13 protein-coding genes and 1 pseudogene are annotated in these 13982 nt (G+C 62.3%); 4 read left to right on the plus strand and 10 right to left on the minus strand.

Features of this window, described 5'->3' with window-relative positions:
- Positions 1-132: 132 nt before the first annotated feature.
- The 3 genes and pseudogenes from C2U47_RS05265 to arcB form a co-directional block, all read right to left on the minus strand.
- On the minus strand, positions 133-336 hold the full coding sequence (locus tag C2U47_RS05265) for a hypothetical protein (protein ID WP_080768051.1): 204 nt from the start codon (positions 334-336) through the stop codon (positions 133-135).
- Positions 337-629: 293 nt separating this feature from the next.
- Positions 630-2005, minus strand: a pseudogene (gene dgt, locus C2U47_RS05270) (dGTPase).
- A 29-nt stretch (positions 2006-2034) separates the two neighbouring features.
- The gene (arcB, locus tag C2U47_RS05275; RefSeq protein ID WP_045523789.1) at positions 2035-4347 is read right to left on the minus strand and encodes an aerobic respiration two-component sensor histidine kinase ArcB; all 2313 of its coding nucleotides are present in this window, start codon (positions 4345-4347) and stop codon (positions 2035-2037) included.
- A gap of 202 nt (positions 4348-4549) precedes the next feature.
- Here arcB and C2U47_RS05280 point away from each other — a divergent pair, with 202 nt between their 5' ends.
- The gene (locus tag C2U47_RS05280) at positions 4550-5548 is read left to right on the plus strand and encodes a DUF2860 family protein (protein WP_103261498.1); all 999 of its coding nucleotides are present in this window, start codon (positions 4550-4552) and stop codon (positions 5546-5548) included.
- 61 nt (positions 5549-5609) lie between these two features.
- Here C2U47_RS05280 and C2U47_RS05285 read toward each other — a convergent pair whose 3' ends face one another.
- The 4 genes from C2U47_RS05285 to C2U47_RS05300 form a co-directional block, all read right to left on the minus strand.
- On the minus strand, positions 5610-6302 hold the full coding sequence (locus C2U47_RS05285; protein ID WP_029313837.1) for a DUF3334 family protein: 693 nt from the start codon (positions 6300-6302) through the stop codon (positions 5610-5612).
- A 118-nt stretch (positions 6303-6420) separates the two neighbouring features.
- Complete coding sequence (locus tag C2U47_RS05290; RefSeq protein WP_103261943.1) at positions 6421-6867, minus strand: HIT domain-containing protein; 447 nt, start codon at positions 6865-6867, stop codon at positions 6421-6423.
- Positions 6868-6940: 73 nt separating this feature from the next.
- Positions 6941-7564 carry a DUF2057 domain-containing protein gene (locus C2U47_RS05295; protein ID WP_103261499.1) on the minus strand — a complete coding sequence of 208 codons (624 nt, stop codon included), beginning with the start codon at positions 7562-7564 and terminating at the stop codon, positions 6941-6943.
- A 74-nt stretch (positions 7565-7638) separates the two neighbouring features.
- Positions 7639-8541, minus strand: coding sequence for a LysR family transcriptional regulator (locus C2U47_RS05300; RefSeq protein WP_103261944.1), 903 nt, complete (start codon positions 8539-8541; stop codon positions 7639-7641).
- Between the two features lie 97 nt (positions 8542-8638).
- On the opposite strand from C2U47_RS05300, the gene C2U47_RS05305 reads away from it, so the two are divergent.
- Positions 8639-9241, plus strand: coding sequence for a short chain dehydrogenase (locus C2U47_RS05305; RefSeq protein WP_103261500.1), 603 nt, complete (start codon positions 8639-8641; stop codon positions 9239-9241).
- Between the two features lie 123 nt (positions 9242-9364).
- Here C2U47_RS05305 and C2U47_RS05310 read toward each other — a convergent pair whose 3' ends face one another.
- The 3 genes from C2U47_RS05310 to dapA form a co-directional block, all read right to left on the minus strand.
- On the minus strand, positions 9365-10468 hold the full coding sequence (locus tag C2U47_RS05310) for a phosphoribosylaminoimidazolesuccinocarboxamide synthase (protein ID WP_039040947.1): 1104 nt from the start codon (positions 10466-10468) through the stop codon (positions 9365-9367).
- 169 nt (positions 10469-10637) lie between these two features.
- Positions 10638-11756, minus strand: coding sequence for an outer membrane protein assembly factor BamC (bamC, locus tag C2U47_RS05315; protein WP_029313833.1), 1119 nt, complete (start codon positions 11754-11756; stop codon positions 10638-10640).
- On the minus strand, positions 11749-12636 hold the full coding sequence (dapA, locus tag C2U47_RS05320) for a 4-hydroxy-tetrahydrodipicolinate synthase (protein WP_029313831.1): 888 nt from the start codon (positions 12634-12636) through the stop codon (positions 11749-11751). The genes bamC and dapA overlap by 8 nt, the downstream gene beginning before the upstream one ends.
- 188 nt (positions 12637-12824) lie before the next feature.
- On the opposite strand from dapA, the gene C2U47_RS05325 reads away from it, so the two are divergent.
- Both C2U47_RS05325 and bcp read left to right on the plus strand, forming a co-directional pair.
- Positions 12825-13358, plus strand: coding sequence for a glycine cleavage system protein R (locus tag C2U47_RS05325; RefSeq protein ID WP_010673166.1), 534 nt, complete (start codon positions 12825-12827; stop codon positions 13356-13358).
- A gap of 23 nt (positions 13359-13381) precedes the next feature.
- Entirely contained in the window at positions 13382-13846 is a 465-nt protein-coding gene (bcp, locus tag C2U47_RS05330; protein ID WP_010673165.1) for a thioredoxin-dependent thiol peroxidase, read from the plus strand.
- Positions 13847-13982 lie beyond the last annotated feature (136 nt).

Genomic DNA, 13982 nt, shown 5'->3' on the forward strand with positions numbered 1-13982 from the left:
TACGAAACGGAGGGGGATCATAGAGTGTTTGGCGCAATGTGCGACAACTAAATTGAGACAATGCTCATCAGGAAAGAAAAATGGCAGGCCCAGGCCTGCCATCCACCAGGTCGGGGGCCATGCCCCCTCCCATCAGGTTATTCGGTTCCCGAGCCGGAAACCGGTTTGAAACTCCCGCTCACGGATGTGGGCGATCTGCACATTTTGCCCTTCCAGCCCGATGTCTTTGAGCAGGGCAGGCGAAAGGTGCAGGTAGCTGACGCGACGCTCCAGCCGGGTGATCCTTTTTTGAACCAGGGTCTCTACGTGGCGCAGCAGGGCGAGTTCGATAGACATAATATTCTCCAGTTGAACGTGCGGTTCCCCCGGAGAGAGGTGATCACCCTGCGGGACAACCGCGGGTGATGAAAAAAGCAGGTGTTACCTGTCCCCTCCACGCGGCAAATAAAGAGCACGAGTCTTCGCGCTGCCAGAGCAGCGATCGAACGCAACGTTGAACATGGAATGTTGCATGGTCGTCTCCTTACCGTGTGAAAGTTGAACAAGTTGCCGCAGTGTAAAAAAACACCGAATTTTACGCAATATCTCTCCCACCCATATGGGTGGAATGCGGCCAAAAAGAGGTTCAGTCAAATCCCTGACAACAGCCGGAACTCCTCCAGCGCATAGGTATCCGTCATGCCGCTCACATAATCGAGCAGCAGCCGCACCCGGTAGTACCACTCCTGCTCGCTCTCCTTTTCGAAACGGGGATCCCGGCTCGCCACCGCCAGTCGGTACGCCTTGAGGTGGCGGGCAGAGAGGCGGTGGAACAGCCGCCGAGCAAAGAAGAGCTCGCTCCCGCCGTTGCCTGCGAGCAGCCGCTCGAACTGGCTGGCAGGCAGGGCCAGCAGGCAGGCGTAGGTGGAGAGCACCCCGCGCAGGGCGGCATAGCCTTCCAGCTCCAGCGCCTCCACCTCCGGGCGCATGAACACCAGCTCGCGAGCCACCCGTTTGAGGGTATCGAGTACCCGGGCTGCCGGAGCCTGACCGTGCAGCAGCGCCTGGGGATAGGCCCCGCTCAGGATCTGATCGTGCTCGGCCACATAGGTATGGGCGGCCAGCGCCACCAGATCCCGGGTCAGATGCTGGCGAAAATGGGGGAAGAACCCCCGACCGGAGGCAAGCGCCTCATCGAGCAGATCGGCCATGTAACCGCCCTCGTCCGCCTCGCGCAGGGCTGCCAGCAGCTCGCTCTGGGTGAGGATGCGCCTGTCCACCGCATCCTCGAGATCGGCGATGCAGTAAGAGATGTCGTCCGCCGCCTCCATGATGTAGACCAGCGGATGACGGCACCCCTCGGCCAGCCCCAGGCTCTGGCCGAGGGCACGATAGAGGGGTTGTTCGCTGAAGAAGATGCCGCGCTTGCTGGTCCAGCCGTGGTGCTGACCATAGCCCTGGGGATGGTGCAGGCCCGGCAGGGGCTGCTGCGGGTATTTGCACAGCGCCGCCAGCTGCCCCAGGGTGAGGTTCAGCTCATGGAGGCTGTGCACCAGTCGCAGGCTCTGGGCATTGCCGTCAAACACCAGCAGATCCTGGCGAAGGGTTGCCCACTGGGGGCTCGGCAACTGGTCGTGGGCACGGGCGAAGAGGCCGTCCAGCTCCTGGGCAAGCCACTGACTCATCACCTGCTCGCCGAAATGGCCAAACGGCGGGTTGCCGACATCGTGCAACAGGCAGGACATCTCCACCAGATTGATGAAGGCCCCCTCGCACACCACTCCGGCTGGCAGCGCCGCCAGGATGCGGCGACTGATCTGGCGACCGGTCTCCTGCACCTCCAACGAATGGGTGAGACGGCTGCGCACCGAGGCTTTCACATCGAGCGGGAAGACCTGGGTCTTCTGCTGCAACCGACGCACCGGCGCCGCCTGCACGATGCGGGTGCGGTCCTGCTCCGTCGCCTCCAGCAGGTCTTCGTCTCCCCAGGGGTGAATGCGCTCGGGGGGATCAAACGGTCATACATGTCGTGGCTCCTTGCCTGAGGCGTCGTGTCTACGAGAGCAGCCAGCGCCGCAGGCGGGCGATGTCACCCGGGTATTCCCGGCGTAGGGTTTCAATCCAGTCCTCCACGTTCTCCCACCAGGCGGGGTGTTCCGGGCTCTGGATGAGCTGGGCCGTCTGCTGCAACCGGCGCAGGCCGATGGAGCCCGCCGCCCCCTTGATCTTGTGGGCCTCCTCCACCACACCGGCCTGATCCCTGGCAATCATGTTGGAGTCGAGCACCGCCATGTAATCCGGCATCATCTTCTCGAACAGCTCGACGCTGGAGAGCAGCACCGGCTTGCCGACCGTGCTGGCGTAATCGGTGAGGAAGGGCAGATCCAGCAGGGCATCCTGATGGTGGACATCGTCCTGCTCGTCCGCCTCGTCCCCGGCAAGATCCGCAAACAGGTGGCCTATCACCTCCCGCACCGCCTTGGAGCCCAGCGGCTTGTTGATCACATCCTGCATGCCGTGATCCCGGTAGTACTGGCGATCGCCGGTGGCATTGGCGGTGAGCGCCACCATGGGGGGCAAGCTGTCGCCGTAGCGCGCGAGCAGCTGCTCCGCCACATCGAACCCCGTCATGTCCGGCAGCTGGATGTCGAGCAGGATCAAGTCGAAATCATCCGGGTTGGCCATGGCCAGCGCCTCTGCACCATCCCGCGCCACCTTGACCTGATGGCCGAGCTTGTTCAGCAGGGCGCAGGCCACGGTCACGTTGAGCTCCACATCCTCCACCAGCAGGATGTCGAGGGAGGGCATCTCGGGCTCCGGGGCCGCGGCCCTGGGCTCGACGCAGTCCACCTCCAGCTCGGCGGTGAAGCAGGCGCCTTCGCCCGGGTCGCTGTCCACATAGAGTTGACCGCCCATGGCCTGCACCAGCTGGCGGGAGACCGCAAGACCGATGCCGGTGCCGGTGGCGTGCTTCTTGCCCTGCACCTGATAGTACATGGCGAAGATCTTCTCCTGCTGGGCGCGGGGAATGCCCACCCCGGTGTCTTCCACCTCGAAGTGCAGCGCCAGCTTGCCCGGTTCATCAGCGGCGTGGGCGAGACAGCGTATGGTGACGCCTCCTTCATCGGTGAACTTGACCGCATTGCCCACCAGGTTCCACAGCACCTGGCGCAGCCGGGTGCCGTCCGCCATCACGAACTGGGGCATGTCGCCGTCCCGGTCGAAGTGCAGGTAGAGCCCCTTCTGCTCCGCCTGGATGCGCGACAGCGTCTCCAGCTCGTCGAGGAAGGCGGGCAAATCCAGCGGAGCCGGCGCAATCTCCAGCCGGCGACGGTCGAGCTTGTCCAGATCGATGATGTCGTTGAAGATGTTGCCGAGCGTCACCGCGCTCAGGTGGATGGTCTTGAGCTGCTGCTGCTGTCTGGCATCGAGGGGCGTATCCATCAGCATCCGGCTCAGGCCGACGATGCCATTGAGCGGGGTGCGCAGCTCGTGGCTGATGGTGGAGATGAAGGTGGTCTTGTCCCGACTCGCCTTCTCCAGCTTGTCCTGGTACTGCTTGCGCTCGGTGATGTCGCGACCAAAGCCGAGCAGGCCGAGCCGCTTGCCGAAGCGGTCGAAGAAGGGCACCTTGCGCAGCTCGAAGTAGGCCTTGCGGCCATCGGGATACTCCAGCCACTGCTCATAGGTGAGCGGCTCGTTCTGGGCGAAGACCTGCTTGTCGGTCTCCACCACCTTGCTGGCGATGTCGTGCTTGTAGACATCGAACGGGGTCAGGCCGATGAGTTCCGCTTCCACCTTGCCGGTGAGCTCCTCCATGGCGCGGTTGCAACCGGAAAACTGCTCGTCCTCGTTGCGGTAATAGACCAGATCGGGGGAACAGTCGATGAAAGAGCGCAAGAGGGCGGTACGCTCCCCCAGATGCAACTGGGCCTTCTCCCGCTGGAACACTTCGTTTTCGAGATCCTCGATGGCTTGCTGGCGCAGGGTCTCGGCCCGGTTGGTCTCGGCGATCTGGGCATTGAGCCGGCTGATGTTCTCCTGCAACTGGCTGTTGAGCTCGAGATCCCGCTCGCGCATGTCTTGCAACTTGCGCACCATGCGGGTCAGCCGCTGGCGGGAGTCCTCCAGCTGATCCACCACGATGGAGAGAAAATAGACGGCCCAGGGGGTCACCAGCAGGCCGAAGAAGACAGAGCGCACCAGGTCGACGATGTCCACGGTGCCGCGCAAAAACAGGGTCACCCCCATCTGGATCGAAACGGCCAGCACTATGATGGCGGTGGCCAGGAACATGCTGAAGCGCACCAGTCCCAGCTTGGTCATCAGGTCGACGTAATATTGCGCCCAGGATTTGATCTGCTTCATCTCGTTGTTTTCTCCCCTTTTCTTGCGCAAACAGGATACCAGTACGGCGCCATGAACTCTTGTCCGTCGCGTATTCAATTATTGATTAACGTCACACTCCGGCTGGGGTAGCATGCCTGCCATGCCTCAGTCAGCACCGGTTCCACCGGAATACCGGGGCACACTGTCACCCTTCTCATTCGTTATGTCAGGAGCATACCCGATGCGAAATCATGTTCTGTTGAGCCTTGGCCTGCTGGTCGCCACCACCGCCCACGCCGATCTGGGGGAGATCCCCCGCCAGACCGGCTGGTCCGGTTTTCTGCTGGGCGGGGTCAATGCCGGCAGCCACAAGTCCAACTTCTATGCCGGTGACGACAGCAACAGCCGTATCGATGATCTGGGCTCCCCCGGCCGCGAAAGCGGTCTGAGCCCGCTGCTCAATGCCGATATCCGCTACACCTTCGCCGATACCCGCACCCAGGTCTTCCTCGGCAACCTCATCCAGGACGCGGTGCGCTTCGACTTTACCCAGCAACTCGGTCTGCGCCAGGAGATGGGTGACAAGGGTATCGTCGCCACCTCCCTGGTGTTCAACCTCATGCCGGTGGAAGTGTGGAGCGATCCCTTCGCCACCGGCGTGGATCGCAGCGCCACCGATCTCACCTCGAAAGGGGTGCGCTTTGCCTGGGACAGGATCTGGGGCAGCAACGTCTACGCCACCCTGACCAGCCGGGAAGTGGAGCTCGACGAGGAGCGCAGTGGCCAGCAATATGACCTGACCCACGGCACCCACTACGCCTCCATGCTGAGCCGCAACGGCAAGGTCCACGACCTGGCTGTCTCCTACCAGTACCACTTCGGCGGCAACCAGCTGCTGGAGCCCGCCTTCCTCTACAAGGAGGCCCGCCTGGACGGGAGTGCGGAGAGCTTCAAGAACACCGGTCTGCAGCTGACCTATGCCAAGCGCGCCTCCCAGTGGTCCATCGTGAGCAGCCTCTACGCCGGCAAGCGCAAGTACGACGAGGCGAATCCCCTGTTCGGCCAGCGCGCCGATGCCAGCGAGTTCGCCCTCAATGGCACCTTCTTCTGGCACAACCTGTTCGGCATCAAACCCCTTGCCGCCACCTTCACCGCTGCCTACTCCAGCGCCGACTCCGACATCGACTTCTACGATGCCGAGGCGCTTCGCTTCAGTACCGGGCTGCTTTACAACTTCTGACCCGTACCAAGCAAGGAGGCCACCCCCGGGGTGGCCTCTTCATTTGCACAACCCTCGACCATCAGATGCCGAGGGAATCCAGCAGATCGTCGTGCTCGTTGCTCGCCGGCGCGGCCGCCGGTGCCGGTTTGGCTGACTGCTTGGCCTGGGCGATCAGCTCGTCGGGATCCACCTCCTCCTGCACGCCGCCATCATGGATCCGGATAAACTCCGTCTTGTCCATGGCCAGCTCCAGATAGAAGATGTTGTTGCTGGCGGTGAAGAAGGTCACCCGGCGGGTCTCTGGATTGTCGAGGTTGGTGTCGACGCTCAGCATCACCTGCTTGTTGAGCGCCAGCATCTTGGGCTGGTTCTGGGTAATGTGGGTCTGCAGCTCGCGCCCCACCTTGGTGGTGAAGCTGCCGACGATCTGGTTCATCAGCTCGCCCATGACGTTGCTCACCTCGTCCGAGGTGTGGGAGATGGCAAGATCCTCCTTGGAGAGCCCCATGCTCAGCATGTAGCTCTGGTAGAGCTCCATGGCCGCAGCGGCGGAGAAGTTGATCACCACCAGCCCGGAGAAGCCGCCGTCAAACAGCACGAAACAGCCGATGTCAGGCTTGAGGCAGGTCTTGCTGATCCGCTGCACCATGCCGGAGAAGCGCACCTGGGTCTGGGTCGCCGCACTCAATACGCTCGTCACCGAATTGCACAGGCTCAGCAGTACGTCCTCTGTGGTCAATACGGCATCATCCTCGGATCTTGTCACTATCATGGAACCTTCCTGCTGATCGAAATAATGGAGCTGTCACTCGTGTCGCCCATGTCACCATGCACCGGCGCGATACGCTAACAGATTGCGTGATCCCGGTGCCCAAAGCGCGAGCCACCTCTCACTTGACTGGATTATCAGCCAGAAATGGCTGAAATCCATCCAGGGTAGCCAGACGGGTTTGCCAACTGGCAGCCGCCCCTTGCAAGGCCTGCTCCTCATAGGGAATGGCGGGACAGGCACCCCAGATGGGACCGGGCCAGGCCGCATCCGAGCTGAAGCGGGCCACGTGGTGCAGGTGCAGCTGAGGCACCAGATTGCCGAGGGCCGCCACGTTGATCTTGTCCGGGCCGAGTGCCCGCTCCATCAGGGTGGCGACGGCGCAGGACTCCTGCATCAACTGCTGTTGCTGCTCGGGGGCCAGATGATGGATCTCCCGCAGGTTGGCGACCCGGGGCACCAGAATCAGCCAGGGATACTGGCTGTCTTTGGCCAGCAGGACGCGGCACAGGGGCAGATCCCCGAGTATCCGGGTATCCGCCTGAAGGCGGGGGTGCAATTCAAACATGGGGGCCTCGCTGATCAACATGGGCACATCGGGAATCAAAGATGTGCCCACGTTACTGCAACGGGGAGCAAACTTAAAGGCGCGGCACGGCCCAACCGATGAAGCGCTTGCGAAGCGCGGGGTCCGCCTGCAGGAAAAGCTGTTGCAACTGCCCTTCCAGGGCGCTGGCCGGCACGGAGGAGGCCCGGGGCGTCGCCACGGCGGCCGCAGTCACATCCGCCGCACCGGCGAGCACGGCAGGCCCCTCGCCACGGTTGTACTCCATCAGCCTGGCATGCCAGTCCATGCCGATCTGCATCCCCTGCACCACCAGCGTATCCTGACGCACCTCGAGGGGCTGCCCCCCCGCCACCAGGCCCAGGACAGGGGCCCTGGCGTAGCGTTCCATCCCGGGCTCGTCCGCAGGCACGGGAGCCTGCAGGCGCACCGACTGCCCGCGGGCCTCATAGCGAAGCACCTGGGGCTCGGAGCGAACCTGGCGATCGTTGTCGCTGCTGTTGCGACTCGGGATCACCCCCTCGTAGCGCACCAGCAGTTGCTGCTCCCCGTCGGCCAGCACGGCATGCTGCTCGTCCTGCACCTTGCCGGCGCTCACCGCCAGGATCTGGAAATCCCGGGGCACCTCGACCCTGACCTCGGCCTGCACACCGCCGCAGCACAGCAGCGCAACCCCTGCCCAACCCTGATGACGCTTCATTCCCTGACTCTCCTTTCGCGATGAAGGGCGCAGGGTAGCAGCCCCAGATGACAGAAAAATAACGGAATGCAGGCTCACCCCAGCAGATAATGGGGCCGCTCGGCAAACCACTGGGCCAGCACCTGCTTGAACAGCCGGATCTTGCGCGGCACCCGGCGCTGCTGGGCGTGCAGCACATGGATCGGGTGCAGGCCGGTCTGCCACTCCGTCAGCACCGCCACCAGCTCGCCCCTGGCCAGACTCGTCTCCACCAGCATCAGTGGACACTTGGCAAAGCCCATGCCCGCCCGGGCCAGTTGCAGCAGGGTGCTGTAGTGGTTGGCCCGCACTCGCCCCTGCACCAGGATGTGCGCCTCCTCCTCCCCCTGGCGAAAGTGCCACTGCTCCCAGTCCGGGTTGTGGCCCTGCAGCAGGCAGGAGCGCCCCCCCAGCTCATAGGGAGTGGCGGGGATCCCCTCCCGCGCCAGCAGGGCGGGGCTTGCCACCACCACATCCTTGAGCCTGCCGAGCGGCAGGGCCACCAGGTTGTCGGGGATCAGCTCCATGGCCCGCAGGGCGATGTCATTCTCCCCCTGGCTCATGTCGATCATGGCATTGGTGAAGTTGAGCTCGACCTGGACGCCGGGGCACAGCTCGGCAAAACGGGCGAGCAGATCGCTCACCATGCGGTCCCCCGTGCTGACCGGGCAGGTGAAGCGCAGGCGGCCGCTGTCCTCCTCGGTCAGGGCGCGGATCCCCTCCTCCGCCTCCCGGGCCAGGGCGAAGATCTCGCCGGCCTGCTGGTGAAGCACCCTCCCCGCCTCGGTCAGGCTGAGTCTGCGGGTCGTGCGCTGGAGCAGCTGGGCATTGAGGGCGGACTCCAGGGCGCTGACATGGCGACTCAGCATCCCCTTGCTCACCCCCAGGGCATCGGCAGCGGCGGAGAAACTGCCCCGCTGCACCACTTCATAGAAACTGGCCAGGTGAGAGATATCCATCATTAGCACCAATATGGAAACAATGGGTTCATCATAAGCGCTTTTTCTCCCTTTTTATCCCGCTATCATCAACTCATCTCAACCAGGAGCGATAGATATGAAGATTGTGATTGTGGGTGCCTCCGGCACCATTGGCGCCGCCGTCAGCGAACTGCTTGCCCAGGATCACCAGGTGATCCGGGTCAGTCACAGCCAGGGGGATGCCAGAGTGGACATGCGCGACCCCGCCTCCATCCGGGCGCTCTTCGAGCAGATCGGATCCTTCGATGCCCTGGTGGTCGCCAGCGGCAGCGTCGCCTTCAATGCCCTGACCGAGATGACGGACGAGCAGTGGCAGGTGGGGCTTCAGAGCAAGCTGATGGGCCAGATCAACCTGACCCGGGCCGCCATTGCCCACCTGAGCGACCGTGGCTCCATCACCCTCATCAGCGGCATTCTGAGCGAGGAGCCCATCCACTGGGGGGTGAGCGCCACCACCATCAACGGTGCCATCGAGCACTTCGTGAAAGGGGCAGCCTGCGAGCTGCCAAGGGGCATTCGCATCAACGTGGTCAGCCCCACCGTGCTGGAAGAGTCCATGGGCAAGTATGCCGACTTCTTCCCGGGCTTCGTGCCGGTACCCGCCGCCCGGGTGGCCCAGGCCTACAAGAAATCGGTACTGGGGGTACAGACCGGTCAGATCTTCCGGGTCAATGGCTGAGCGCTCCGGACAACCCAATGAAAACGGGCCCCGTCATGGGGCCCGTTTTGTCATCTGCGTTGCAAACGCCTCCCCTGCCACCGGCAAACGTTTGTGCGCCTGCGGCAAAAAAAGCGGTCGGCCTCAGTCGATCAGGCCGTACTGCTCCCGCAGTACCTCGATGATCTCCTGCTTCGGATTGGCACTGCGTACCAGCGGCTGACCGATGATCTTCTCGGCGATCCCCACATAGGTGCGGGAGATATCCATCATCACCTCGGTGGGCAGCTTGTTGTCACGGGCCAGGGCGAAGCGCTCGGGCATGCGGTTCTTGTTGAGCAGGATGTCCGGATCCGGGAAGTGGTTCAGCAGCCACTGGCGGAAGCCCTCTTTGGACTTCTCGATGATCTCGCCGCCGCGAAGGGCTGCGCCGTCCCAGATGCGTGAGCTGTCGGGGGTGCCCACTTCATCCATGTAGATGAGCTTCTCGCGACCGGCGGCATCGGTCACGTAACCGAACTCGAACTTGGTGTCGACGAAGACCTGATCCAGGGCTGCCAGCGCCTCGCTGATGACGTTGAAGCCCTCTTTGAGCAGCGCCTCGTAGCGGTCGATGTCCGCCGGGGAGCGGAAGCCGAAGGCCTGATGGTGGCGCTCGATGTCGCCGCGGGAGACGTTGACGTCGTCCGCTTCCGGCACGCCATCCAGCCCCTTGAGGATCCCCTTGGTGGACGGGGTGATGAGGATCTCGGGCAGCTTCTGATCCTTCTTGAGCCCTTCCGGCAGGGTGATGCCGCAGAATTCCCGCTCACCATCCTTGTAGGCACGCCACATGGAGCCGGTGATGTACTGGCGGGCAATGGCCTCGATCATCACGGGACGGGCTTTTTGCACGATCCAGACGAAGGGGTGCGGGATGTCCAGGATGTGGCTGTCCGCCAGCCCCTGCTCCTTGAACAGCTTGAACCAGTGGCTGGAGATGGCATTGAGCGCCGCGCCCTTGCCCGGCACGCCGTTCAGACCGTCCACCCCTTGCCAGATGCAGTCGAAAGCCGAGATGCGATCACTGATCACCATGAGGGCCAGGGGCGTATCGGCCGGCACATCATAGCCTTTCTCCCGAATGAGCCGGGCACTGTCTGCCGGGGTCAACCAGTAGACGCTGCGCACTTTGCCGGAATGGACAGGTTTATCGGTACGGATCGGCAAATCGTCGTTCACCGCCAATACTTGATCTGCAAGACTCATGGCTAATAACACTTCCTGTTGTGGGACTAGTTAGGCAGGGGCACCAGACCCCTGTCTGTGGGGGATTCACATCATCAGGTACTCAGGCCCGGGGCAACCGGCTCGGCACGCGGGCCCTGCGGCAACCCGGACATAACAAAACAGGGGCGCGAGGCCCCTGTTTCCATGCTTACTTCGCCCCCTGATCGGCCAAGCCCTTGGCAAAGGCCTCGGACAGGCTGATGTACATCTGGGAGATGACACCGGATGCGACAGGCTTCTTGTCCTTGTCGAACAGGGTGATGGAGGTCTTGCCGCCCGTCATCTCGCCGAGCTGGAAGCGATACTTGTCTTCCTCGAGCTTGAAGGGTTCCGCTCCCTTGGCCTTCCAGAACTCGCTGTCCGGCTCATCGTACTCCACGTCGATCCAGCCCAGGGACTGCTGGGTATCCTTGATGGTGAAACCATAGGCAGGCAGCACCTGATTGAGGCGGCGCCACACCTGGTCAAACGACCCTTCGGCAATCCAGGCGCTCAGCTCGTTGTTGTCCAGACCCAGCTCCAGCCCCATGCCATCGCTGGACTTGTGCTGTTCACGGGCCTTGAGCTGCTTGTCGTAATAGAGGGAGAACTGGTTCAGGGCGCGGGTAGCATAACGCTGGGCGTCCGCCGGCGTCAGCACAGTGCTGGTCTCGCCGTCGATGGTCTCTTCGTGATCCAGCACCCGTACCGACATCTTGATGGCGTGACGCTGCACATCGTTGCGCAGGGTGAACTGGTAACGCTGACGGATCTTGAAGTCATCGTCATCTTCCGCCCAGCCATCGAGCACCGCTGAGTTGTCAAACCAGCCGGTCTGCAAGACGCCGTCCTGCTGGTCCAGCTTCTCGGTGGTGACCTTGTGTTCGGCCAAGAAGTTCATCAGGAAGGCCCAGGTATCGCGCTCCACGCTCTGGGAGGTGCTGAGGGCATAGAAGGCGACGGTCGGCTCGCTGGCATTGGCCACCACCTGGCTGCCGGGCACCACGGTGAGCAACTGGGCGGGCGGACGCACGTCCACCTTGGCCCCGAGGGCGCCCTCACGGCTGCTCTCGGGCAGGGCCGGAATGTCGAAATTGCTGTTAAAGGCGGGGGTACTCAACCCGGCGGGCACAAGGAAGGCGCGGCCTTCAAGGCGGCTCTCTTCATACTCGAAGCCACGGTTGGCCATTTTGCGTTCCTGGGGTGAGCTGCAGGCAGCCAGCACGGCCACCGTCGCGACACTCAGTACCAGGCGCACTGCATTTCCCTTTCCATTTGCTTTAAACACTCGCCATCAACTCCGCAGTCGTCAGTGCTCGCGCCATCGCCGCTTCCCCCTCGGGGGTGAGATCGGTCAGGGGCAGACGCAAGGTCGCCGTCGCCATCAATCCCAGCCGGGCACAGGCCCATTTCACCGGGATGGGACTCGGTTCACAGAACAGAGTCTGATGCAACGGCATCAATCGATTGTTGATGTCATGAGCCTGCCCGGCATCACCGGCCAGGGCAGCACGACACATGTCGGCCATCTGGGGCGCCGCAATATTGGTGGTGACCGAAATGACACCATCTCCCCCTTGCAGCATAAAATCACATCCACTGGCGTCATCGCCACTATAAAGCGCAAAATCCGGCCCGCACAGTTCGCGCAGCAGCGGGGTACGGCCAAGATCGCCAGTCGCTTCTTTCAAACCTATGATGCCGGGCACCTTGGCCAGACGGGCCACCGTCTCGGGTTTGAGGTCACAGCAGGTGCGACCGGGCACATTATAGAGAATTTGAGGCAGACCACTAGCCTCGGCGATCGCACAATAGTGACGATAGAGACCTTCCTGGGTGGGTTTGTTGTAATAGGGGGTAACCGAGAGACCCGCCACCACGCCCATGGTGGCGAAACGCCGGGAGAGGGCGATGGCATGAGCAGTATTGTTGGAGCCGCAGCCCGCGATGACGGGAATGCGTCCGGCGGCGTATTCCACCGTCTTCTCAACCACGGCGATATGTTCCTGCTCGCTCAGGGTGACCGACTCTCCCGTGGTTCCCACGGCGACAATAGCGCTGGTCCCGGCATCCACATGATATTCCACCAGCGCTGCCAGACTGACCCAATCGATGTCGCCCGAAGGCAGCATGGGGGTAACGAGCGCAACAATACTACCGCGTAACATGGATAATTCTCCCGATTTTCAGGGGCGTAATGGTAAAGCTGCCCCTTTTGAAAAACAAGGGAGGCACGGGACAAGCCGTGTTACCATCCGGCACAAAACGTATGAATGCACGCGCGCACAAGAGGCCTCACGGCAGGGTGCCGGCACCCGCGGTCAACGCATTCTCAATAATGGACGAGAGACGATTTATGACTCACTACCTGGTCGTAACGGCCATCGGCACGGACAGGCCTGGCATCGTCAATGAGGTGACCCGTCACGTCAGTGGCTGCGGTTGCAACATTGTCGACAGCCGTCTTGGCATCTTCGGCAACGAATTCACCTTCATCATGCTCCTGTCCGGTGACTGGAACAGCCTGATGCAACTGGAAATCAGCCTCCCACTGCGCAGCCAGGAGTGGGATCTCATCACCATGATGAAACGCACCGAGCGCCACCACTCCCTGCAATATGACATCAGCGCCAGCGCAGAGGTGCTGATCCGGGATCAGCCGGGCATCGTAAGTCAGTGCACCCAGTTCTTCAGCGATCACGGCTGGGACATCCAGGCCATGCAGACCATCACCCTGGAACAGCAGCCCTTCAACCTGCTCAAGGCGAACTTTCAGTTGAATCTCTCCAAGCAGGGAGAAGAGCCTGGCTCGAAGACAGCCTTCGCCGATTTCTGTCGTGGACTGGGCGCCGAGTCGTTCGAATTCATCGTCAATCACAAGTACGCCTGACGGCGTTTATCCGAGGAGACCCCATGTCACCACTAGAAGCTGGTACCCAGGCCCCCGATTTCTCCCTCTCCGATCAGGACGGCAATCAGGTTCGCCTCGCCGACCTGCGCGGCAAGAAGGTGCTGATCTATTTCTACCCCAAGGCGATGACCCCGGGTTGCACCACCCAGGCCTGCGGTCTGCGCGACGTCAATAGCGAGCTGGCTGCCCTCAATGTGGTGGTGCTCGGCATCAGCCCGGACAGCGCCAAGCGCCTGAAAAAGTTCGAGGAGCGCGACAACCTCAACTTCCGCCTGCTGGCCGATGAGGATCACGCGGTGGCCGATGCCTTTGGCGTCTGGGGCCCGAAGAAGTTCATGGGCAAGGAGTATGACGGCATCCATCGCCTGAGTTTCCTCATCGATGAAGAGGGCAAGGTTGCCCATCGCTTCGACAAGTTCAAGACCAGCGATCATCATCAGGTGGTGCTCGACCTCGTCAAGGGGTAAGCCACCAGCGGCATTGTTGCAGGGCTCGCCATGGCGGGCCCTGCTCGTTTCACCACGGCATCAGCCCCCACTCTCTGGCGGCTCACCAGGGCGCCTCCTCCCGCCTTTTCTCGCCAACCTCCCCTCTCAGATCAAA

It is taken from the genome of Aeromonas sp. ASNIH7 (genome assembly GCF_002903485.1).
GTDB classification, from domain to species: domain Bacteria; phylum Pseudomonadota; class Gammaproteobacteria; order Enterobacterales; family Aeromonadaceae; genus Aeromonas; species Aeromonas caviae.

Coding starts and splice junctions, on each gene's coding strand:
- C2U47_RS05265 (WP_080768051.1), bottom strand. CDS start 336: ATGTCTATCGAACTCGCCCTGCTGCGCCACGTAGAGACCCTGGTTCAA.
- arcB (WP_045523789.1), bottom strand. CDS start 4,347: ATGAAGCAGATCAAATCCTGGGCGCAATATTACGTCGACCTGATGACC.
- C2U47_RS05280 (WP_103261498.1), top strand. CDS start 4,550: ATGCGAAATCATGTTCTGTTGAGCCTTGGCCTGCTGGTCGCCACCACC.
- C2U47_RS05285 (WP_029313837.1), bottom strand. CDS start 6,302: ATGATAGTGACAAGATCCGAGGATGATGCCGTATTGACCACAGAGGAC.
- C2U47_RS05290 (WP_103261943.1), bottom strand. CDS start 6,867: ATGTTTGAATTGCACCCCCGCCTTCAGGCGGATACCCGGATACTCGGG.
- C2U47_RS05295 (WP_103261499.1), bottom strand. CDS start 7,564: ATGAAGCGTCATCAGGGTTGGGCAGGGGTTGCGCTGCTGTGCTGCGGC.
- C2U47_RS05300 (WP_103261944.1), bottom strand. CDS start 8,541: ATGGATATCTCTCACCTGGCCAGTTTCTATGAAGTGGTGCAGCGGGGC.
- C2U47_RS05305 (WP_103261500.1), top strand. CDS start 8,639: ATGAAGATTGTGATTGTGGGTGCCTCCGGCACCATTGGCGCCGCCGTC.
- C2U47_RS05310 (WP_039040947.1), bottom strand. CDS start 10,468: ATGAGTCTTGCAGATCAAGTATTGGCGGTGAACGACGATTTGCCGATC.
- dapA (WP_029313831.1), bottom strand. CDS start 12,636: ATGTTACGCGGTAGTATTGTTGCGCTCGTTACCCCCATGCTGCCTTCG.
- C2U47_RS05325 (WP_010673166.1), top strand. CDS start 12,825: ATGACTCACTACCTGGTCGTAACGGCCATCGGCACGGACAGGCCTGGC.
- bcp (WP_010673165.1), top strand. CDS start 13,382: ATGTCACCACTAGAAGCTGGTACCCAGGCCCCCGATTTCTCCCTCTCC.